This window comes from Mangrovibrevibacter kandeliae, from assembly GCF_024519155.1.
Lineage (GTDB): Bacteria > Pseudomonadota > Alphaproteobacteria > Rhizobiales > Rhizobiaceae > Mangrovibrevibacter > Mangrovibrevibacter kandeliae.
On sequence record NZ_JANIFJ010000009.1, the window covers coordinates 102,466 to 124,039 of the forward strand.

General features: G+C 66.8%; 21 protein-coding genes and 1 tRNA gene. 8 read left to right on the top strand and 14 right to left on the bottom strand.

Annotated elements, in window-relative coordinates; all coding sequences use genetic code 11:
• Positions 1-33: 33 nt before the first annotated feature.
• The 9 genes from NPA30_RS18440 to NPA30_RS18480 all read right to left on the bottom strand — a co-directional run bounded on the left by NPA30_RS18440 (position 34) and on the right by NPA30_RS18480 (position 9,965).
• Positions 34-414 (bottom strand): SDR family NAD(P)-dependent oxidoreductase, encoded by a 381-nt coding sequence (locus NPA30_RS18440; protein WP_256804271.1) that lies wholly within the window; start codon positions 412-414, stop codon positions 34-36.
• A 283-nt stretch (positions 415-697) separates the two neighbouring features.
• Positions 698-2,791 carry an AAA family ATPase gene (locus NPA30_RS18445; RefSeq protein ID WP_256804272.1) on the bottom strand — a complete coding sequence of 698 codons (2,094 nt, stop codon included), beginning with the start codon at positions 2,789-2,791 and terminating at the stop codon, positions 698-700.
• 1,278 nt (positions 2,792-4,069) lie between these two features.
• Complete coding sequence (locus tag NPA30_RS18450) at positions 4,070-4,624, bottom strand: hypothetical protein (RefSeq protein ID WP_256804273.1); 555 nt, start codon at positions 4,622-4,624, stop codon at positions 4,070-4,072.
• 87 nt (positions 4,625-4,711) lie between these two features.
• Positions 4,712-5,044, bottom strand: a complete 333-nt coding sequence (locus tag NPA30_RS18455) for a hypothetical protein (protein ID WP_256804275.1) — start codon at positions 5,042-5,044, stop codon at positions 4,712-4,714.
• 111 nt (positions 5,045-5,155) lie between these two features.
• Positions 5,156-5,287 carry a hypothetical protein gene (locus NPA30_RS18460; RefSeq protein WP_256804276.1) on the bottom strand — a complete coding sequence of 44 codons (132 nt, stop codon included), beginning with the start codon at positions 5,285-5,287 and terminating at the stop codon, positions 5,156-5,158.
• Between the two features lie 130 nt (positions 5,288-5,417).
• Positions 5,418-6,704 carry an ABC transporter permease gene (locus NPA30_RS18465; protein WP_256804277.1) on the bottom strand — a complete coding sequence of 429 codons (1,287 nt, stop codon included), beginning with the start codon at positions 6,702-6,704 and terminating at the stop codon, positions 5,418-5,420.
• On the bottom strand, positions 6,701-7,618 hold the full coding sequence (locus NPA30_RS18470) for an ABC transporter permease (protein WP_256804278.1): 918 nt from the start codon (positions 7,616-7,618) through the stop codon (positions 6,701-6,703). Before NPA30_RS18470 ends, NPA30_RS18465 begins: the two co-directional genes overlap by 4 nt.
• Positions 7,615-8,715, bottom strand: a complete 1,101-nt coding sequence (locus NPA30_RS18475) for an ABC transporter ATP-binding protein (RefSeq protein ID WP_256804279.1) — start codon at positions 8,713-8,715, stop codon at positions 7,615-7,617. The genes NPA30_RS18470 and NPA30_RS18475 overlap by 4 nt, the downstream gene beginning before the upstream one ends.
• Before the next feature lie 116 nt (positions 8,716-8,831).
• Positions 8,832-9,965, bottom strand: coding sequence for an extracellular solute-binding protein (locus NPA30_RS18480; RefSeq protein WP_256804280.1), 1,134 nt, complete (start codon positions 9,963-9,965; stop codon positions 8,832-8,834).
• 164 nt (positions 9,966-10,129) lie between these two features.
• On the opposite strand from NPA30_RS18480, the gene pdxR reads away from it, so the two are divergent.
• Complete coding sequence (gene pdxR, locus NPA30_RS18485; RefSeq protein ID WP_256804281.1) at positions 10,130-11,710, top strand: MocR-like pyridoxine biosynthesis transcription factor PdxR; 1,581 nt, start codon at positions 10,130-10,132, stop codon at positions 11,708-11,710.
• A gap of 37 nt (positions 11,711-11,747) precedes the next feature.
• Here the strand turns inward: pdxR and NPA30_RS18490 are convergent, their stop codons facing one another.
• The gene (locus tag NPA30_RS18490; RefSeq protein WP_256804282.1) at positions 11,748-13,067 is read right to left on the bottom strand and encodes an aminotransferase class III-fold pyridoxal phosphate-dependent enzyme; all 1,320 of its coding nucleotides are present in this window, start codon (positions 13,065-13,067) and stop codon (positions 11,748-11,750) included.
• Positions 13,068-13,263: 196 nt separating this feature from the next.
• Between NPA30_RS18490 and NPA30_RS18495 the strand changes: the two genes are divergently transcribed.
• The 4 genes from NPA30_RS18495 to NPA30_RS18510 all read left to right on the top strand — a co-directional run bounded on the left by NPA30_RS18495 (position 13,264) and on the right by NPA30_RS18510 (position 16,064).
• Positions 13,264-13,995, top strand: coding sequence for a TSUP family transporter (locus tag NPA30_RS18495; protein ID WP_256804283.1), 732 nt, complete (start codon positions 13,264-13,266; stop codon positions 13,993-13,995).
• A 49-nt stretch (positions 13,996-14,044) separates the two neighbouring features.
• Positions 14,045-14,794, top strand: a complete 750-nt coding sequence (locus tag NPA30_RS18500; protein ID WP_256804284.1) for an SDR family NAD(P)-dependent oxidoreductase — start codon at positions 14,045-14,047, stop codon at positions 14,792-14,794.
• Positions 14,795-14,979: 185 nt separating this feature from the next.
• Positions 14,980-15,056, top strand: a tRNA-Met gene (locus tag NPA30_RS18505).
• A gap of 60 nt (positions 15,057-15,116) precedes the next feature.
• Positions 15,117-16,064: a Gfo/Idh/MocA family protein gene (locus NPA30_RS18510; RefSeq protein ID WP_256804285.1), complete on the top strand. Its 948-nt coding sequence runs from the start codon at positions 15,117-15,119 to the stop codon at positions 16,062-16,064.
• A 101-nt stretch (positions 16,065-16,165) separates the two neighbouring features.
• On the opposite strand, the gene mnmA is transcribed toward NPA30_RS18510, so the two are convergent.
• Entirely contained in the window at positions 16,166-17,350 is a 1,185-nt protein-coding gene (mnmA, locus tag NPA30_RS18515; RefSeq protein ID WP_256804286.1) for a tRNA 2-thiouridine(34) synthase MnmA, read from the bottom strand.
• Between the two features lie 245 nt (positions 17,351-17,595).
• On the opposite strand from mnmA, the gene sciP reads away from it, so the two are divergent.
• Entirely contained in the window at positions 17,596-17,886 is a 291-nt protein-coding gene (gene sciP, locus NPA30_RS18520; protein WP_256804287.1) for a CtrA inhibitor SciP, read from the top strand.
• Between the two features lie 185 nt (positions 17,887-18,071).
• On the opposite strand, the gene NPA30_RS18525 is transcribed toward sciP, so the two are convergent.
• The gene (locus tag NPA30_RS18525; protein WP_256804288.1) at positions 18,072-18,437 is read right to left on the bottom strand and encodes a flagellar export protein FliJ; all 366 of its coding nucleotides are present in this window, start codon (positions 18,435-18,437) and stop codon (positions 18,072-18,074) included.
• A gap of 374 nt (positions 18,438-18,811) precedes the next feature.
• On the opposite strand from NPA30_RS18525, the gene ctrA reads away from it, so the two are divergent.
• Positions 18,812-19,507: a response regulator transcription factor CtrA gene (ctrA, locus tag NPA30_RS18530; RefSeq protein WP_256804289.1), complete on the top strand. Its 696-nt coding sequence runs from the start codon at positions 18,812-18,814 to the stop codon at positions 19,505-19,507.
• Positions 19,508-19,602: 95 nt separating this feature from the next.
• On the opposite strand, the gene NPA30_RS18535 is transcribed toward ctrA, so the two are convergent.
• Entirely contained in the window at positions 19,603-19,977 is a 375-nt protein-coding gene (locus tag NPA30_RS18535; protein ID WP_256804290.1) for a response regulator, read from the bottom strand.
• 122 nt (positions 19,978-20,099) lie between these two features.
• Complete coding sequence (gene chpT / locus NPA30_RS18540; RefSeq protein ID WP_256804291.1) at positions 20,100-20,747, bottom strand: histidine phosphotransferase ChpT; 648 nt, start codon at positions 20,745-20,747, stop codon at positions 20,100-20,102.
• Between the two features lie 246 nt (positions 20,748-20,993).
• On the opposite strand from chpT, the gene NPA30_RS18545 reads away from it, so the two are divergent.
• Positions 20,994-21,554: a DUF1134 domain-containing protein gene (locus NPA30_RS18545; protein ID WP_256804302.1), complete on the top strand. Its 561-nt coding sequence runs from the start codon at positions 20,994-20,996 to the stop codon at positions 21,552-21,554.
• Positions 21,555-21,574: the final 20 nt, after the last annotated feature.

Here is a 21,574-nt window from a genome sequence, read left to right on the forward strand (position 1 = left end):
CCTACGTCCGCCGCGCCTTAGGCACGCCCGCCCTCAGCTCAGCTTTGGCTGGCCGTTGGAGGCGGAAAGGCCGCCATCCACCGGCAGGTTCACGCCGGTGACGAAATGCGCATCCTCGCTGGCGAGAAACAGGATCGCGCCGGTGATGTCCTCCGGCTGGGCGCCGCGCCCCATCGGGACGCGCTCCTCGAAGGCCTTCACCAGCTCCGGCTGGTCCTGCATGCCGGCGGTGAAGGGCGTATAAACCAGCGTCGGGTTCACCGCGTTCACGCGCACCCCCGCCTCCGCCTCGTCCAGCGCCAGCGCGCGGGTGAAGTGGGTCACCGCGCCCTTGGCCGCGCAATAGAAGCTGTGGTTCCAGTCGCCGCCGAAGCCGGAGACCGACGAGGTGTTGACGATGCGGCCCGCTCTCAAGGTCGAGGATCCATGCCTCTCCCGTTCCACCGCCGCTCCAGTGCCGGACGCGCGTCCCGCCCGCGTCGGATCGTGCCGCCCGCAGACCTCCACCGCCTCTGTCACGCCACCGCAGCGGCATGAATCCCGGTGCTGCGCACGAGGATCACGACGCGTTGAGGGATCGCCCCTCCCAAAAAGCCTCCTAAACGCCCTTCATGAAGCGCCGCAAGAGACGCTGACTCTAAGCCGAAGCACGCAACGCCAACGCATCTAGCAGAGGCTATCCGAACATATCCGCGGATTAGTCAGCCTTTATCTTATCCAGAATGGCAGCCATTCCTGCCGGTTTGTGACCGGCTGCAGCCATCCGAGATGCGATCTGATTCCGAAACGCTTCATAGTTCGTTGGAACCCCCTCCACACTAACAAATTGCTTAAGTATCTCACGCCCCGGCAGCTTAGAAAGCCATGATCCATTCCCGAAACTCGCCTCTATATCCTTCTTAAACTCTTCCTCCTTCTGACGCAGATTGGACTCCGTCAGGCTGTCGGATAGTGATGCGCTCACCTTATCGAAAGATCGCTCCAGAGCCTGCCGCAATTCGAACGGGACGTTATCGGAAGAAGGATCAAACTTGAGATTTATTGATCCGACAAGTTTATCATTAGCGTACTCCTGCAACTGCTTACGTATAATGGCTGGCACAACGTTACGTGCTGCGGACGCTAATTTCGCATGAGCTTGGTCAGGCGTTATAGCCTCTCCCAGCGTGAATGAATTCACTGTTTCAGCTACAAAGCCGGGATGTAGGAGATAATTTTCAATATGATAGACATCCCACTGAAATTCTGTCACCCCATCCGCATTTGCAATTTCCTTATCGCTATCCCTGTCAACTACAGCATAAAACTTAGTTGGAAGATCGCCCTTCGAATGTGCCCGCCTTAGAACTTCATGGAGCGCCCTGACCTTAGATTTATTAGAACCAGAAATAAGATTAATGCCTCTGACCTCCTCAGAGAAGAGAATGCTAGCCAACGTTTTATCGAAATCCGAGTCGCCGCCACCTTCAAATATAACGCCTTTACCGCCAGGCCTATACGCGGCAAGATCCCCTACCAAGTCTGCAAGAACAAGATCCAAATCTTTAGTGGCAAGTGAACGTAGCTGCGACGTGCCTTTCGCTTCAGCACCACAGGGCAACATGTGGAAAACGTTGAAGCCAGGCTTACCTACGGCCTCTCTGATCAACGCGTCCGAATGGGTTACCAGCCATAACTGATTCTCTAGCGCTTCGCCCAAATGAGTACGATAAAACTCAGGCAAACCACGAATAAGGCGCGGATTAAGATGAAGCTCAGGCTCATCTAAAAGTATTATGGAGTCTTTCGGAGCCGAGCTTCTAATCCTTAGATACCCATAAAGAATCTCTTTTTCGCCCGAGCTAAGCTCATCCAAATCGTGTTCGGTTCCGTTTTGAGTACGGACGGGAAAAGCCAGGCTTCCGTCTGTCGTCGGCCTTGGCCCAAGGAATTCCTTGTCAGGGAAAAATGCTGTGAACAACTCCTTCAGCGTATTAGATAACGAGTACTGATCATCATCCGATATTGGTCCGGCTTTCTCAGCCAATATCTCCTTAACATAATTACCGGCCATCTCGCTCTTAACATTATTGTATTTCGCCTTATAATTATACAAGGAACTTTGACTTCTATTCTGATCTATTTGATCGAGACTTAAGTTTGTACCTTGGACATTTTCTCGGCCGTAGTGACGCTGCGCACCATGAAAATCTATGACCCCCAGCTCTCGCGGGCGGTAGTTTGTGAAGACTACTGAAATCAACTGAGATCGGGAAATTTCGACATCGCCGTGCGGATTTATTGTGACTTTAGCAACTATCTTCTCTGTAGAAAGATCGCTAAATAGCTCCGGAAGCATATAAGCAACTTTCTCGTTTACCTCCGGCTGTCGATCTCTGAATTGCGATGCGAACATCGCCTTATGGTATCCGCCGTATTGAAAGGCCTCCGGAAGAACCGACTGCCATACCGTCTCTTCTAACAGTAGAGGAGCATTATTACTGATAAATTTCTTCTCTCTGTCCCTAAGCTGAAATTCAGCTTTTATTACAACAGGGTAGAGAGAGTCATTAAACAACCCCCGGAGGTACTTCGAACCACCATGTAGCTGGATCTGAAATTCATTGAAAAAATGTTGCCACTCATTTTGTTGATAGCCGCCGTAAACGCTCTTAAGTAGCCTTATAGCATCAAATATACATGATTTTCCTGATCCGTTCTGTCCGGCGATAATGATTGTGTCGCCTAGATTGCCTGTCTCAAGAAAATGGATTCCGCGGAAGTTAGAGATTGAAATTGATGATATTCTCAAAGGCGCGCCCCCTTAGATTTTCCATGACCATATAACTCTGGCGCTGGACTATCGAATTCTCGATTGGCAGGAATTTTCAGAACATAGAGGACTCAGAAAGGAGAGGTCGGAGCCAGAAAGCCACGAATCGGTATTATAGCCCTAACTACAGACATCGTCATAGACGTGGTGGATATCGTGCTGTTGCGTAATCTAGGATGAGAAACTGGCGCTCCACGCTTTGTCTGCAAGACTTTATCCCCGCCCGCTCCGGCCGCCCCATACTCCCCTCACCGCCGGCCTGCGAAGGGCACGATTGATCACCGGGATCATTCGGGGGTCGGCGGGCGGTGGCCGTGTGGCGCTCCGTCCGGAGGAGCGGCGCGCGGTCGGGACGGACCAGGCCTGCCCTCCGTTCTGCGGGGAGGGCGGACAACGTTGCAACGCCGGCTTCGGAGGTCGTTCTCCTCCCGGCGGCGATCCGAAGCCCGGGCCGCAAGGCCCGCGGCGAAGGCCGGGTGAAGCGCGGGACACGAGACCTCGCGCGCGTCTTGGAAAACGCCGCGCGGAACGCCGGAGGCGGACCGAACATAAAACAATATCGGAGGGTCTGCCTCCGGCGTTCCGCCGCCCGTCACTCGGGCGGCCCCCCGGGGCCCCGCCAGCGAGCCGTCAGGCGACGCTTAAGGGCGGGGCAGAGAACCGCCCCGCCAGCGAGCCGCAAGGCGAAGCCTAAGGGCGGGGCAGAAAACCACACCTCGGCTCATCGAGCGCGAGAGCGCCCCGTTGTGTCCGACCGGCGGAAACCCTCCGGTCTCGTCATCCCGGCCTCGAGCCGGGATCCATGCCAAGCCGGCGGAGCCCGAAGTCGGGCGACTGTTGCTCCTACGAGTGCGTCCGCCACCGATGCGGCCGTCCGAACCGCTGAGGCGGGGATCCCGGCTCACGGCCGGGATGACGAAGGATCTGGACGGCAGGAGAACATCACAACCCGGCTCGACGAGCGCGAGATCGCCCCGTTGTGTCTGACCGGCGGAAACCTCCCGACTCGTCATCCCGGCCTTGAGCCGGGATCCATGCCAAGCCGGCGGAGCCCGAAGTCGGTCGACTGTCACCCCTACGAGTGCGTCCGATGCGGCCGTCCGAACCGCTGAGGCGTGGATCCCGGCTCACGGTCGGGATGACGACGGATCTGGACGGCAGGAGAACATCACAACCCGGCTCGACGAGCGCGAGAGCGCCGACGCATGTCCGCACGGACGCGACGCGTCCCGCCTCGGCAGCCCGACCTCGAGCCCCTCACAGGCCCAGCTGACGCGCGCGCCGGTCGCCCTCGTCGGTGTGCGCCATCACGAATTCGATGCCGTGACGCGCGGTGATGGCCTGAAGGATGGTCAGGAGCTGTCTCGGCCCCTGCCCGTCCAGCGGCGGAAGGACGATCTTCTGCCTGCGGCCGTCCCTTGTGAAGGCGACGAGCGCGCTGAGGGCGGGGCCATACCGGCCGTATAGCATCGGCGGCTGGAGGATCAGCACCCGCACGTCGGTCCATTCGACAAAGGTCGCCGACCAGAGGTCGGACTGCGCCATCCCCGTCGGACCGATGCCGATCGACGCGTTGATCCGCGGGTCGCGTTCCATCAGATGGAGCGGGAGCAGAACGAGCGGAACCAGGACGCCAACCCAGAAGGCCGCGCGCGCATAGCGGGCGATCTCGCCGCCATCGACCAGCCCGGCGACGCAGACGAGGCCCGCCAGAGCCGCGGTGAAGCCGATGATCCGGGGCATCGAAAGCACGTTCGCCCGGCGGATCACGGCCTCGTTCTTCTCGACGTCGAACCGGGCTTGCGTCTGCATCGACCGACTCTGTCTCGCTGTCTGGAGACGGTCGAGATCTCATCCCGTGGAAGCGCGAGGATGACGGCTGCGACCGGGCAGCGCCCCCTACTCCGGCGCCTGGCCCGGCACGAGGCCGCAGGAGGGCGTCGAGGCTTCGACACTCGGCGTCGCGCCGGCCATCAGCGGCGCGCCGGAGGGCACCCCGTCGGCATCGCCGAGGCCGAACAGGAACGGGATGCCCTGGTTGTCGGGCCGGCGCACCACCGTGCCGTCGGCGAGCTGCACCGGCCGGGCGCGGGCGGCCTCGCGCGGCGACAGGATCACCTGGCCCTCGCGCGTCGAGCTGTTCTGGCCGCCGCAACGTCCGGCAAGCGCCGCGGAGGGCGCGAGGCTGGCGGCGGCGAGCGCGACGAGAGCGAGGGTGGCGGGGCGGAACATGGCGGTCTCCTCGAAGGGCTTGCGAGGAGAACGGCCGCCGGCTCCCGCGGTTGCAGCACGCGCCCGGCCGCTCGCCTCCACGGCGGCAGGAGCGGTTCGTCCCGCCCGGGCCTATTGCGGCAGCGCCGGGTTGTTCTGCATCTCGGCCTGGGCACCCCACGGGTCGTTCGGGCGGATCGGCTTGTTGATCTCGGCGCAGCCGGCAAGGACGGCGAGGAGCGTGAGGGCGGCGGTGAATTTCATCGGCAGGAGGTCCTGAGCGGTGGGGCACGGCTGCAACGGCTGCAGCGGGCGCCATGGGAGCGGCACCCTGCCCCGCCGGCCCGGCCGGATCAAGGCGGTCGCATCGACGTCGCGTTCGGGCGTCGCCCGCTCAGCCGCCGGGCGGCCGGATGCCCTGGAAGGCGCCACCGAAGGGCGTGGCCGGCGCAGGATTCGAACCGGGCGCCGGCGGCGGAGACCCCGGAGCCGCAGGAGATGGCGCGGCCGGTGTCGGCGCCGGGGCAGCGCTCGAACCGCCTGGCCTCAGGCCCGAGCCGAAGGCGCCGCCGAACCCCGAGCCGTTGCCACCGGGCGCCGGGGGTTCGGTCGGGACGGCCGGCGCCGGCGCGGTCTGGCGCATGCGCGCGCGCTGCTCCTGCATCAGCTTCTCCTGCAGCGCCCGCCGCTCCTCCAGCACGCCGGCCCGGCAGGCCGATGAGTCGTAGCGGCTGCCCTGCCAGACCGCGAGGCCGGCCAGCGCGACGAGGAGCGCGAGGATCGTCGCCGGATGCACGGCCAGCCGGCCGGCCGGATGGCCGTAGAGGCGCGAGCGCGCCGCCCGGCCTGAGAGGATCGCGGCCCGCCGGCGCATCACCGCCTCGTGGGTGATGGCGCCGATCAGCGTCAGCGCGATGATGATCACCGCCAGCGCCGACAGCGAGGGGTCGATGCCGTAGCGCACCTTGGAGGCGAGCGCGGTCGTGAAGGTGGCGTCGGCGAGGATGGTGAAGACGGTGGTGTTGTAGTTCTCGAAGGAGGCGAGCAGTGTCAGGAAGGCGGCCGAGGCGATGGCCGGGCGCAGGAACGGCAGCAGGATCTTGCGGAAGGCCTGGCCGGGGCTCGCGCCGAGGTCGAGCGCCGCCTCGGTCAGCGTCGGGTCGAAGCGCTGCAGCCGGGCCGAGAAGATCAGCATCGCATAGGCCGAGACGAAGGTCACCTGCCCCGCGATGGTCAGGAACACCCCGTCGAAGAAGAGCCCGGTGGTGGGCATGCCGAGGGCGCGCCCGACCTGGCCCCAGAAGACGATGGTCGAGATGCCGAGCACGACGCCCGGCACCAGCACCGGCGTGATCAGCACCGTGTAGAGCGCGGCCCGCAGCCGTGGCGCGATCTCGCTCAGCGCCAGCGCGCCGGCGAGTCCCATCGGCACGGCGATGAGCACGACGCCGAGGCCGATGCCGGCGCTGGTCCACAGCCCGTCCATCAGCCGGCGGTCGTTCAGGAGGACGCCGAACCAGTCGGTGGTGAAGCACTCCCAGGGGCTGAGGCGCGGGAAGCTCGACGAGTTGAAGGCCGTGCCCGTCATGATCAGGAGCGGGCCGAACAGGAAGAGGTAGAACAGCGCGCCGTAGCCGGTCGAGGCCCAGCGCCCGCCGCCGCCAGCGCTCGCCGCGCTCATCGGCCGATCGCCCCGATCGGCACCCGGAAGACCTTCATCATCAGGAGCACGAAGCCGAGGCAGGTGACGAGGAGGACGGTCGCGTAGGCCGCGCCGCGCGGCCAGTTCCCGGCCTCGTTGAACCACTGATAGACGAGCTGGGTGAACCACAGGCTGGACGGGCCGCCGAGGATCTGCGGCGCGGCGAGCGCGCCGGCGGTCAGCATGAAGACGATGGTGGCGCCGGACGCGATGCCCGGCTTGGCGACCGGCAGAACGATCCGCCAGTGGATGCGCGGCCAGCTCGCGCCCATGTCCCGCGCCGCCTCGATCTGGTTGCGGTCGAGCGCCTCCACCGCGTTGTAGATCGGGAAGATCATCAGGAGGATGTAGGAATAGGCGAGGCTCGAATAGAGGGCGACGTCGGCGCCGATGAAGTCCACCGGATGCGCCAGGAAGCCGAGGCTGGTGCCGAGCCCGTTGATCAGCCCGGTCGAGCCGAAGATGATGCGGAAGGCGAAGGCGCGCAGGATCTCGTTGATCCAGAACGGCACGATCAGCCCGAGCACCATCAGACGCGCGCCGACGCCGCTCGCCACATGCGCGAGGATGTAGGCGACGGGGTAGCAGATCACGACGTCGATCAGCGTCACCGCGACCGCCGCGACGATGGTGCGCAAGAGGATCGCGACGTCGAAGAGATTGCCCTGGCCGTTCGGCCCGAAGAGGAAATAGGCGTAGTTCGACAGGGTGTGGCCGGCCCCGGTGCCGCCGTGCAGCGCGCCGCTGCCGCGCAGCGAGATGTCGATCATCGCGAGTTGCGGCAGGGTGATGAGGAGCACCACCCACACCGTGACCGCGATCCCGACGAAGAGCGCGACGCCCGGGCCATAGCGCCCGGCAAAGCCCTTCAGGCCCGCGGCGAGCGCGCTCATGCCGTCAGCCCCGCGTCGATCGCCCCGCCGCCGTCGCTGGCCGGCAGCACGCTCGCGCGGGCCGCGTCGTAGCCGAGGCGCAGCGGCGCGCCCGGCCCGAGCGCGCCTGCCGCGCCGGCGTTCACCCGCGACAGGCGCAGGGCTTGCAGACCAGCGCGGGCGAAGACGTGGCGGGTGGCGCCCTCGAACTCCTCCTTCTCCACCGTGGCCGCGATCGGCCCCTCGGCATCCATCACCAGCTGCTCCGGCCGCACGAAGAGCTGCACCGCCTCCCCCGCCTGGTAGCGCCGGCCGCCCGCCGCGGTGCCGACGAGCGGGCCGAGCGGCGTGCCGAGCCGCACCTGCACGCCGGACTGGGCGAGGACGGTGCCGGGGATGACGTTGGTCTCGCCGACGAAGGCGGCGACGAAGGCGGTGCGCGGCGTCTCGTAGATCGCCGTCGGCGCGTCCACCTGCTCGATCACGCCGCGGTTCATCACCGCGACGCGGTCCGACATCGTCAGCGCCTCGCCCTGGTCGTGGGTGATGTAGATGAAGGTCAGCCCCACCCGCTGCTGGATCGCCCTCAGCTCGGTGCGCATGTGCTGGCGCAGCTTGAGGTCGAGCGCCGACAGCGGCTCGTCGAGGAGCAGGATGTCCGGCTCGACCGCGAGCGCCCGGGCGATGGCGACGCGCTGGCGCTGGCCTCCGGAGAGCTCGTAGACCTTCTTGTCCCCGACGCCCGGCAGCGCGATCAGGTCGAGCAGCGCGTCGGCGCGCTTGCGCCGCCCCTTGCGCGACACGCCGCGCACCTCCAGCGGAAACGCGATGTTCTCGGCGACGCTCATCAGCGGGAAGAGCGCGAGGTTCTGGAAGATCAGCGCGGTCGGTCGCTTGTTGGGGCCGACCCGCGCCATGTCCTGCCCGGCGATCATCACCCGCCCCTCGGTCGGCTCGACGAAGCCCGAGATGCAGCGCAGAAGCGTGGTCTTGCCGCAGCCGGAGGGCCCGAGGAAGGAGAAGAACTCGCCGCCGGAGATGTTGAGATAGGCGTTGTCCACCGCCGTGAAGCTTCCGAACCGGATCGTCACGTGATCCAGGAGAACGTCGCGCGTCATGGGGCTCCGGCGGCTTGCGTCAGTCGAGGCGACACGACGGGCGGCCGCCGTGTCGGGTCCAGGCAAAACGCGGCATGGCGACGAGCCGCCACGCCGAATGCGGCAGGGCCGCAGCCTCAGGCGCTCATGAAGCGGTTGGTGAACTCGGTGCGGGTCTCGGCGTACCAGGTCGGCTCGGCCGGCCACGGGTTCAGCTTGGCGAGCGCGTCACCCGGATAGGCGTCGGCGAAGTTCCTGGCATAAACCTCCCCGGCGAATTCGTCGGCGCCGACGACCGGCGAGTTGTAGCCATGCGTCTTGATCGCCTCGCCGGCCAGCTGCGGATCGTAGCAGGCCGCGATGAAGGCATAGACCTGGTCGACGTTCTTCGCCCCCGTCGGCATCGACATGCCGTCGACCCAGGCGAGCGCACCCTCGACCGGCGCGCGGTACATCACCGGCTCGCCGGCTGTCTTCAGCGCCAGCGGCGGGCCGTCCCAGGTCTGAGCCACGATGACGCCCTCGTTGAGGAGACCGTTCTTCTGCGTGTCGGCGTCGTTCCAGATCAGCTTGATGTTCTTCTTCTTGGCGATCGCGGTCTCGAGAAGCTTGCCCCACACCGCCTTCATCTTGTCTTCACTCTCGTAGGCGGACCAGATCGACCCCGGTTCCATCTCGCCGCGGCGCTCCATCCCGAGGCCGAGGCCGAGCAGCATCGAGTGGCCGCGGCCCATGGTCTTCCCGGCATTGGCGTCGTCCCAGACGTCGTAATAGCTCGGGAACTCGCCCGCGGGGGTGAACTGGTCGATGCGCCAGGCGACGCCCTCGGTGCCCCAGATGTGCGGGATCCAGACGGGGCCCTTGCCGCCGAAGTTCCAGAACTTGTCGCCGAGCGCCATCGAGGGGTTCACCTTGTCGATCGCCACCTTCGACATGTCGTAGGGCTGCAGCAGGCCGAGGTCCTGCCATTGCAGGTTCCGGTTCAGCGTCGGTGAGACGAGGTCGAAGCCCTCGCCGTTGGTCGCCTTCAGCTTGTTCAGGATCTCCTCGTTCGAGCCGATGCCGATGAAGTTGATCTTGATGCCGGTCTTCTCGGTGAAGGCCTTGGTGAAGCTTTCCGGCAGATAGTCCGACCACATCATGATGTTGATCTCGCCCGAGGAGGCGAGCGCCTGGCGCGAGATCAGCGCCGGCATGGCGAGAGCCCCGGCGCCGAGCGCGGTGGTCTTGATGAGCGTGCGCCGGTTCACCGGCTTCAGGATCAGGGTCATGGCAAGCCTCGCGAGCGACTGGGGACGATGGTTCCGGCGCCGGCCCGGGCCAGCCGTAAGGGCGGCTTGGAAGGCGGCATGGGCGAAGCGTATGATGCTGCACCGCGGGCGATTTAGAGCCAGCATCCGATAATGATGGAGCCAGGAGGATCACGGCGCCGGCCATGTTCGACCGCATCTTCGCCGACCCTCTCGACCCCGCGCGGCCCCTGCAGAAGCAGATCCAGGAGCGCATCGTCGAAGCGATTCTCGCCGGGCTGATCGTGCCGCACGAGCCGCTGCCGGCGACGCGGGTCCTGTCGCGCCTGCTGGACGTCTCGCGCAACACGGTGACGCTGGTCTACGAGCGCATGGCACAGGACGGATATCTCGTGCCGGTCGACCGGCGCGGCTACTTCGTCGACGAGGCCTTCCTGCGCCAGCAGACGATCCCCAAGGGGCGAACCGCGCCGCCGGTCGAGGCGATCGCCACGGCCCGACACGCCGATCTGACCGGCAAGATGCGCCAGCGTCCCTCGTCCCAGCCGAGCATCACCAAGCCGAAGGACTGGCACCGCCATCCCTACCCGTTCGTCTATGGCCAGGTGGCGGCCGACCCGACCTCGGTCAGCCGCTGGCGCGACTGCATCCGCCAGGCCAGCCGCAACGAGCACCTGAAGAGCTGGATGAGCGACCTCGTCGACGCCGACGATCCCGAGCTCGTCGAGCAGATCCAGCGTCGCATCCTGCCACGCCGCGGCTTCCGGGCCCGGCCGGAGGAGATCCTCGTCACCAACGGCGCCCAGAGCGCGCTCTATCTCCTTGCCCGGCTGTTCTGCGGCTTCGGCATCACCGTCGGCGTGGAGGATCCCGGCTATGCCGATGCGCGCAACATCTTCGCGCTGGCGGGCGCCGAGATCCGGCCGATCCCGGTCGACGGCAACGGGCTCAAGGTCGACGAGCGGCTGGCCGGCTGCAGCCTCGTCCACGTCACCCCGAGCCACCAGGCGCCGACCAACGTGACGATGACCATGCAGCGCCGGCTGGCGCTGCTCGAGGCGGCCGAACGGCACGACATCCTCATCATCGAGGACGACTACGAGCACGAGGTGAACCATGTCGGGCCGCGCCAGCACGCGCTGAAGGGCTATGACCGCTGCGAGCGCGTGATTCATGTCGGCAGCCTGTCGAAGCCGGTGTTTCCCGGCCTCAGGCTCGGCTTCCTGGTGGCGCCGCCCGAGGTGGTGGTGGAGTTGAGGGCGCTGCGCCGCCTCGTCTACCGCCATCCCTCTGCGCTCGACCAGCGGGCGATGGCGATCTTCCTCGCGGACGGCCATTACGACGCGCACATCCGCCGGCAGCAGGAGACCTTTGCGGTCCGCTGGGCGGCGATGCTGAGGGAGATCGAGCGCCGCCTGCCCGACTGCCGCCCGGTGATGACCACCGGCGGCTCGGCGATCTGGCTGAAGCTGCCGCCGGGCGTCCGGCCCGAGCATGTGCAGGCCGAAGCCCTGCGGCGCGGCGTCGTGGTCGAGGTCGGCGACGTGCATTTCGCCGCGCCGACGCCCGAGCGCAATTACCTTCGCCTCGGCTTCGGCGCGATCGCGACGGAGGCCATCGCGCCCGGCCTCGCGCGGCTCGCCGACGCGATTGCGGCTGCTGCGGAGACGCAAACCTCAATGGCTCCATCGGCGCGGACCGCGGCGGCGCAGGACGCCGCCGCCTTGCTCTCGCACGAGCGACAGCCGGCGCGCCCCCTCCCCTGACCGCAGCCCGATGCCGGCGCCGCCAGCGACCGCTGGTTCAGTCGAGGTCGCTGCGCCCCAGCACCTGCTGAAGAACCGCGACCATCTGCGCGATCTCGTCCTCGCTGGCGACGAAGGCCGGCGCGACGATCAGCGCGTCGCCGGTCGCCTTGACGTGCAGGCCCGCGTCGAACAGCAGCCGCTGTACCAGCGAGCCCTTGGCCCCCGGCGCAGCGCCGGGCTTCAGCTGGATGCCGGCCATCATGCCGTAGCCGCGCAGATCGGTGACCTGCGCGAGGTTGCGCAACCCGAAGATCGCGTCGAGGAAGACCGGCGACAGCGCCGCGGCCCGCTCGAACAGCGCCTCGTCGCGGTAGATGTCGAGCGTGGCGAGCGCCGCCGCGCAGGCGACCGGATGGGCCGAGTAGGTGTAGCCGTGGAACAGCTCCGGTCGGTCCACCGCGCCCGCGGCCGCGAAGATCGTGTCCTGGATCTCGCGCCGGACCGCCACTGCGCTCATCGGGATCGCGCCGTTGGTCAGCGCCTTCGCCATCGTCATCAGGTCCGGCGTCACGTCGAAGGCCTGCGCCGCGAAGGGCGCGCCGGTGCGGCCGAAGCCGGTGATGACCTCGTCGAAGACGAGCAGCAGGCCGTGGCGGTCGCAGATCGCCCGAAGTCGCTCGAGATAGCCCTTCGGCGGCACCACCGTGCCGATCGAGCCGGCGATCGGCTCGACGAAGACGCCGGCGATCGTCTCGGCGCCATAGGTGCGGCAGATCTCCTCCAGGTCGTCGGCGAGCTCGGCGCCGCTCTCGGGCTGGCCGGGGCTGTACCGCTGGTCCTCGCGCCAGGTCTGGCGCATGTGGACGACGTCTGCCGTGACGCCCGAGAACTCCCGGCGGTTGTTGACCATGCCGGCGAGCGAGGTGCCGCCGAGATTGACGCCGTGATAGCCCCAGTTGCGCGACACGAAGCGGCTGCGCTGCCCCTCGCCCTTCGCCCGATGGTAGGTGAGGCAGATCTTCATGGCGCTGTCGACCGCCTCGGAGCCCGAGGAGGCGAAGAAGATCCTGTCGAGGCCGGCCGGAAGGATCGCGGCAAGGCGGGTCGCGAGTTCGAAGGAGTTCGGCGCCGCGCGCTGGAAGTGCGGCGTGTAGTCGAGCGTCAGCAGCTGGCGGTGGACCGCGTCGGCGATCTCGCGGCGGCCGTGGCCGGCCGGCGTGCAGAACAGGCCCGAGGAGCCGTCGAGGATGGTGGCGCCGTCCGGTGTCTCGTAGCGCACGCCCTCTGCCCGCGCGAAGATCTGCGGGCTCTCGCGGAACAGCCGGTTGTTGGTGAAGGGCAGCCAGTGGTGCTGCATGTCGATGGCGGCGGACATTCTCGGCCTCGCGACGCGGGTCTGGTGGTGCGTCGCTGATGCGCCCGCCCGGCGTCATGCCGTTAGGGCCAGGGGATGGTTTCGACCGGTCCAGCGCCGCCCGCTCGGCCGCCCTGGCTCCACCGAAGTCGGCGGCTGGCCCTGTCGGCGGCGCGGCCGGCGCGGCATGGATCGCTGCGTGCTCCCGGATGTGGTCGTGACGCTTCTCCTCCTTTCGCTCGCCGTCTTCCTCGCCGCGCTGGTGCGCGGGGCGACCGGCTTCGGCTTCGCGCTGATCGCCGCGCCGATCCTGTCGCTGGTCTGGCCGACGGCGACCGCGACGAGCATCGTCCTCCTCCTCGACCTCGTCGCGACGGCGCTCCTGATGCGCGGCGGCGCGCTCGCCGGGCTCGACCGGCGCGAGGCCACCATCACCGGCGCTGCCGCCCTCGTCGGCGCGCTCGCCGGCGTCCTGCTCCTCAAGGTGCTGCCGGAAGAGCCGGCGCTCCTCGGCCTCAACCTCGCCGTCCTCGTCTCGGCGCTGGCGGCGCTGATGCGGGTGCGCTCGCGTCACCTGGAGGGCGAGACCGCGGCCGCGGCCGCAGGTTTTTTCACCGGCGCGATGATCGGCGCCTTTTCGGTCGGCGGCACGCTGGTGGTCGCCTGGCTGATCCTCGCCGGCCGCTCACCGGCGCGCTCGCGGGCGCTGCTCACGGTCGTCTTCGCGCTCACCGATGCGGGCAGCCTTTTGCTGCGCGTCGGGCTCGGCGTCCTGCCGGCCGAGGCGCTCGTCCCGGCGGTGGCGCTGCTGCCGGCGCTTGCGCTGGGGCTCCTGGCAGGTCATGTCGGCTTCCGCCGGCTCGACGCCGAAACCTGGAAGCGGGCGGTCGCGCTCGTCCTCGTCCTCCTCGCCGTCGGCAGCCTCGCCCGCACCCTCAGCCTCGCCTGAAGAGGCCCTCACCCTTCTGCGCCCCGACCCATCCGCAAGGAGTTCTCCCGTGACCTCGACCCTCTTCATCACCGGCGCCACCGCCGGCTTCGGCCAGGCCACCGCCCGGCGCTTCGCCGTGGCCGGCTGGCGCGTCGTCGGCACCGGACGCCGCGCCGACCGTCTCGAGGCGCTGCAGGCTGAACTCGGCGAGAGCTTCCACCCCCTCGCCTTCGACATCACCGACGAGGCGGCGATGGACGCTGCCCTCGCGACGTTGCCGGCGGCCTTCTCCGAGATCGACCTCCTCGTCAACAATGCCGGCCTGGCGCTCGGCACCAAGCCGGCGCAGGAGAGCCTCCTGTCGGACTGGAAGACGACGATCGCCACCAACGTCACCGGCCTCGTCGCGATCACCCACCGCCTGCTGCCGAAGCTCATCGAACGGCGCGGGGCGATCGTCGACCTCGCTTCGATCGCCGCCAACTGGCCCTACCCCGGCGGCAACGTCTATGGCGGCAGCAAGGCCTTCGTGCAGCAGTTCACCCGCGGCCTGCGCGCCGACCTGCACGGCACCGGCGTGCGCGTCACCTCGATCGAGCCGGGTCTCTGCGAGAGCGAGTTCACGCTGGTGCGCACCGGCGGCGATCAGGAGGCCTACGACCGGCTCTACAAGGGCGCCGACGCGCTGCAGCCGGAGGACATCGCCGAGACGATCTTCTGGGTGGCGACCCTGCCGAAGCACGTGAACGTCAACCAGGTCGAGCTGATGCCGGTCAGCCAGAGCTGGGCGCCGCTGCGCGTGCACAAGGCGGGGTGACGGGCCGCTCAGAAGCGGGCCTGCCGGCACGCACCGGGAACACGACGGCGGCGGGGTTCACGCCTTGGCCGCACTCGCACCTTGCACGCTCCAGAGGCGCCCGCGCGCTTGACAGCGCAAGCGGGCCAACCCTATAGAGACGCGGCTTTCGCGGCGCGCCTCAGCGGTCTGCCGCAGCCCCTTGGGGCGGAGTAGCTCAGTTGGTTAGAGCAGCGGAATCATAATCCGCGTGTCGGGGGTTCAAGTCCCTCCTCCGCTACCATCCATCGTCGGACAATTCGCGGGGCTCTCGCCTCGCCGCCGCGAGCATCGGGACTCCCTAATGCAGCCAAAGATCGGCGTGATCGGCTGCGGCCAATGGGGCCGCAACCACATCCGCACCCTCAGCGAGATCGGCGCGCTCGCCGCCGTCGCCGACCGCGACCCGGAGCGCGCCGCCGAGTTCGCCGGCCGCTTCGGCGTGCCGGCACTGTCGCCCGACGCGGCGATCGAGACGCTGGATCTGGACGCGCTGGTGCTCGCGCTCCCCGCTCATCTGCACGGGCCAACCGCGCGGCGCGCCTTCGCCGCCGGCAAGGACGTCCTGATCGAGAAGCCGATCGCGCTCGATCCAGCGGACGCGGAGGCGACGGCCGCGACGGCCGCAGCGAGCGGCCGGCTGCTGATGGTCGGCCATCTCCTGCGCTTCCATCCGGTTTTCCGCGCCCTCGCCGATGCGGTTCAGGGGGAACGCATCGGGGCGGTCCGGCACATCTCCGCCTGCCGGCTGGGGCTCGGGCGCTTTCTTGGCATGGACGTCGTCTGGGACCTCGCCCCCCACGATATCTCCCTGGTGCTCGAGATCGCCGGCTCGGCCGTGGCCAGGGTCGAGGCCGTGCGCCGCACCGTGCTCAGCGACCAGACCGACGCGGCCGATATCGATCTGACCTTCGACAACGGCGTGACGGCCGAGATCCATGTCTCGCGCGTCTCGCCCTATCGCGATCGGCGCTTCTCGGTGATCGGCAGCGAGGGGATGATCACCTTCGACGATCTCGCGCCCGAGGGGCAGAGGCTCGCCCTCTATGCCCACCGCGTCTGGCCGCAAGCCGGCGGCTTCGGCTTCACCAACGCCGAGCCCGAGTTTCTCCCGGTCAACGGTCCGATGCCGCTCGAGCGTGAGCTTCGGCACTTCATCGACTGCATCGCGAGCCGCCGCGAGCCGGACACGGGTGCGGCCGACGCGGTGGAGAACGTGCGGATCCTCGCGCTCGCTTCGCCGCGCGCCTGAGGAACCGCGGTGCCATACTGGGGCTCAGCCGAGCCTCGGCTGGCCGAGATCTGCGGCACCCAAGCTCTTGGATTGCCGGCGCCCCGCAGGATTGGCTGCGGTCAGGCCGCCGAAGACGCCCGTGCCGGCGGTGCGTCCCGCACGGACACGGCGGGGGTTTGCGGTCGGCGGATGATGCCGCCGCCGAGCACGCTCGCCCCGGCGCCCGCACCGTCGTAGATCACGCAGGCCTGTCCCGGTGCGACGCCGATCTCGCTGTCTGCGAGTTCCACCGCGACGCCACCCTCGCCGTCCTCGACCAGCCGCGCGGCGGCCGGCGGACGGGCCGACCGCACCTTGACCCAGACTTCGCGCCCGTCGCCCAGCAGCGCCTCGACCGGAGCGCCGCCGATCCAGTTGAGATCGCGCAACGCGACGCGGCGGGTCTCCAGCGCCTCGCGCGGACCGACCAGGACGCGGTTGGTCTCCGGCTCCAGCGCCACCACGTAGAGCGGCTCGCCGGCAGCCACGCCGATGCCGCGGCGCTGGCCGATGGTGTAGTGGAGGATGCCGGCATGGCGGCCGAGGCGTCGCCCGTCCAGATGGACGATGTCGCCCGCCTCCCCGGCTCCCGGCTTCAGCTTCTCGATGATGTCGCTGTAGCGCCCCTTGGCGACGAAGCAGATGTCCTGGCTGTCCGGCTTGGCCGCGACCGACAGGCCGAGACGCTCGGCAATCGCCCGTGTCTGCGGCTTGGTCAGCCGGCCGAGCGGAAAGCGCAGGAAATCGACCTGCTCCTGCGTCGTGGCGTAGAGGAAGTAGCTCTGATCGCGGTCGAGATCGACCGGACGCCGCAGCCGTCGGTGTGCGCCCTCGGCCCGGCTGTCGATGTAGTGACCGGTCGCCAGGGCATCGGCACCGAGCTCGCGCGCTGTCGCCAGAAGATCGCGGAACTTGACCGTCTGGTTGCAGGCGACGCAGGGGATCGGCGTCTCGCCGGCGAGATAGCTTTCGGCGAAGGGATCGATCACCGCCTCGCGGAAGCGGGCCTCGTAGTCGAGGACGTAATGCGGGATCCCGATCGTCTCGGCCGCCTGGCGCGCGTCGTAGATGTCCTGTCCGGCGCAGCACGAGCCGGCGCGCGTCGCTGCCTCTCCGGCATCGTAGAGCTGCAGCGTGATGCCGATGACGTCATAGCCTTCTTGCGCGAGCAGACCCGCCACCACCGAGGAGTCGACGCCGCCGGACATGGCGACGACGACGCGGGTGTCGGCCGGAGACTTCGGCAGGTCGAGACTGTTCAACATCGGCATTCCCGCCCCTCTTCGGACGGCTCGCAATCGGGCACGGCAGCGGCAGTGTCGGTCGATCCAAGCGACCGCGTCGACCCCATCTAATGCGCGCCGGCGCAAAAGGCCACAGCCCATGACTGAGGCCGGATACGCTCCGTTAATAAAGCTCTTGACGAATTGTTACAGCACGCTTGACGGTTTTTTAAAAACGCGGAGCTAAGGTCGCCTTGATTGGGTCTTTGATGAATGTAGAGAGTGCAATGACCGATCCGGTTAGACCACGAGTGAAGTATGTTATCGGTCCGGATGGCAGCCCGCTTACCATTGCGGATCTGCCTCCTTCCAACACTCGCCGGTGGGTTATTCGTCGTAAGGCCGAAGTTGTTGCCGCGGTTCGCGGGGGTCTGCTCAGCCTGGACGAAGCCTGCTCGCGCTATACGCTGACGGTCGAAGAGTTCCTGTCGTGGCAGACGTCGATCGACCAACACGGGCTCGCGGGCCTGCGAACGACGCAGATCCAGGAGTATCGCAAGAAGGACCTCCACCACTAAGGTGGAGCGCCGCTCGATCGAAAAGCTTCAGAGCCGGCCTTCGGGTCGGCTTTTTCTTGTCAGCTCGCCCGGCGCAGAGGCCCGCACGCGCCAGCCCTGCCCCAGCCATAAAAAAAGCGGCCCGTTCGAGCCGCTTCACCCTCGATCGACCGAAGCGGTCGGCCGCTGCCCTATTGCCTCTCGCGTCAGGCGCTGGCGCGCCGCTCCTCGGCCTCGTCGCGCAGACCGTCGCGCTGCTCCAGCTTCTCGGCGTTCTGCAGTTCGGCCTCGGCCTCCTCCAGCGCGATCCGCGCCGCATTGATCTGCACCCGCAGATCCTTGACCGAATTCATCAGGTTGTCGCGGCGGGCGCGCGCCGCCTTGGCAAAGGTCGGGTAGGCGAAATGCGCCGTATCGGTGATGCCGGCCTTCTTCTCCTCGCTGGCGATCTGCGCGTCGAGTTCGTCCGCCATGCGCTCGAAGTCGGCCATCATCATTTCCAGCTGCTCGGCCTGGAACCGCTTCTCGTTGACCTTGAACCGGGTGAGTCGCACCAGATTGTCCCGCTTCATGTCGGTCTTCCCATCTGCGGCGCCGCCTTCGCGGCAGCTCGATTTCAAAAGCGCGGCGGTTTCGGGCAAGCCTCGCGGCCTATGCTCTTAACTGTCTGTTTACGCGCACCGTTAATCATAGAGATGAGGATTTAAGGCCGGGTAAATCGACCGACCACAAATGCCGCGATGATTGCGGAGCCGCCGACTGCGTCGGCCGGATGGGTCATGTGAGGAGCCAGGTTGAGACCATCGCGAAATGAGCTCGCGTCCCGAAGCCTATGAAGGGCCACAGATCTTGTTAACCAATCCGTGCCACTCTCTGGTCACGATTTGGAAAAAGGAACTTCTTGTCGGAAGTGTGACTCCCGGCAAGCCGGCGGAAGGATAAGTGGATGCGCGTTCTCTTGATCGAAGATGACAGCGCCGTCGCTCAGAGCATCGAGCTGATGTTGAAGTCTGAAAGCTTCAACGTCTACACGACCGACCTGGGCGAGGAAGGCGTCGATCTCGGTAAGCTGTACGATTACGATATCATTCTCCTGGACTTGAACCTTCCGGACATGTCCGGTTACGAGGTTCTGCGGACGCTGCGTCTGTCCAAGGTGAAGACTCCGATCCTCATCCTGTCCGGCATGGCCGGCATCGAGGACAAGGTCCGCGGGCTCGGCTTCGGCGCCGACGACTACATGACGAAGCCGTTCCACAAGGACGAGCTCGTCGCCCGCATCCATGCCATCGTCCGTCGCTCCAAGGGCCATGCCCAGTCGGTCATCCACACCGGCGACCTGACGGTGAACCTCGATGCCAAGACGGTCGAGGTCAACGGCCAGCGCGTCCACCTGACCGGCAAGGAGTACGCGATGCTGGAGCTCCTGTCGCTGCGCAAGGGGACCACGCTGACCAAGGAGATGTTCCTGAACCATCTCTACGGCGGCATGGACGAGCCGGAGCTGAAGATCATCGACGTCTTCATCTGCAAGCTGCGCAAGAAGCTCGCCAACGCCACCGAGGGCAAGAACTACATCGAAACCGTCTGGGGCCGCGGCTACGTGCTGCGCGAGCCGGAAGAGGATACCCGCGCCGCCTGAGGGTCTGCGCCAGGTTCAACAGGCGATCCGCCGTGCCCGCCGGCACGCCGGGTCGCCTTTTCGCGTCGGGCCGTCGCCGGGCGCCGGTCGCGCGGTCAGGCCGCCTTGGAGGCGTAGGGCGCCAGCCAGCCGAGCAGCAGGCGGCGATCGAACGGCTTGTAGATGAAGCCCGTCGCGCCGGCCCGCTTCAGCCGCGTCATGACCCCGAGATTGGCCTCGACGATCGCACCGAGGATCGCCGGATACTGGCCGGACGGCATGGCGCGCACGGCCCGGATCAGATCCTCGCAAGGCCGTTCCTCGAGAATGGCCGATACGATCAGAATTCCCGGCATGCCCTGGGACTCGATGGCCGCGACCGCCTCCTTCGCCGAATGGGCGGTCGACACGCCGTAGCCGGATTCGAACAGGATGCGGCCGGCGACCTTGCAGATCACCTCGGACCCATCGACGATCAGGCAGCTCTGCATCCGCTTCTCCCAGCCCCTCGAGCCGCACGGAACCTGCCCGTGCAGCGTCGCAGACTAGCCGGTCGACTTTTCCGACCGGTTACGAAGCATCACCAACATCGAGTGAATTTTGGCGGACCGGCTCAGACCGGCTGGGCCGGCACCGATGCGACGGTGAACACCGCCTCCTCCTCGGCGACGGTGAGGCTGATCGAGAGCCCGGTCTCGCGCGCCAGGAGGAGCGTGTAGTAGGGCTGGATCGCGTGAGCGTCGATGCCCTCCTCCAGCGGCGCGCCCTCCAGCAGCGCCTTGAACTTGGCGGGCACGCGCAACGGCTTGCCCCGTGCGATGAGCCGCGCGGCGACGACGGGCTCGACGCTGTCGATCTCGAGCACCACCTCGCGGCCGCGCGGCACCGAAGCGTTGGCGACCACAAGCAGGTTGAGCAGCACCTTGGCGACGTTCTTGGCGACATAGGCGCGCGCGCCCGTCCAGGTGAGATTGGCCCGCTCGAAGCTCATGAAGCCCTCGGCCGCGCTCTGCGCGTCGCCAAGATCGATCTGCGCCGTGGTCGATCCGGACGCCCCGTAGGCAATCCGCGCGAATTGCAGCTTGGCGACCGCGCTCTTCGTCGAGTTGCGCACGAGCGCCATGGACTCCGGATCGTTCGGCATCTCGTCGAGCAGTTCGAGGCCGCTCTGCACCGCGCCCACCGGCGAGATGATGTCATGGCACAGACGGCTCGCGAGCAGCGCTGCGAGATCCGATGCCGAGACTTCGGGAAGGTTCATGACCGCAATTCCATGATTCGACGGGCTGGACTGCAGCGGCGAATCAATCGAGCCGCCGTCGAGGCGACAATGGGTTTGGCGGCGGGCCCCGTCAACACGGGCTCCATGGAGGTCGTGCGTTAGGCTTTTGACAACCACGATCTGCTCAAATGCGAGGGAAACAACGGTAAGGGTAAGATCCGGCTGCCCCGATCGCCGTCGCGTCATTCCGGATGGGAGCACCGCATGCTCGTCGACCTTTTCCCGATGCGCCGCGCGCTCGGTATCATCATCGCCGCGCTGAGCCTCGCCTATGCCGTGGCGACGCCGGCCCGCGCCGTCGAGAACGGCTACACGGTGAACGAGATCGTCGACGAGGGCCACCGCTTCTTCGGCGCCACGTCGGGCGGACTGGCGAGCGTCATCGAGAAGGCGTTCCAGCAGTATGGCCTGCCGAACGGCTACATCCTCGGCGAGGAAGCCTCCGGCGCCTTCATCGGCGGCCTGCGCTTCGGCGAGGGCACGCTGTTCACCAAGAACGCGGGCGAGCACCGGGTGTTCTGGCAGGGTCCCTCGCTCGGCCTCGACGTCGGCGGCGACGGCGCCCGCACCATGATGCTGGTCTACAACCTGCCGTCCGTCGAGGCCGTCTACGGCCGCTTCGGCGGCGTGACCGGCAGCGCCTATCTCGTCGGCGGCGTCGGCATGACCATGCTGAAGCTCAACGACATCACGATCGTCCCGGTGAAGACCGGTGTCGGCGCCCGGCTCGGCTTCAATCTCGGGTATCTGAAGATCACCCCGATGCCGACCTGGAACCCGTTCTGACGGTCAGGCGTCGCAGAAGG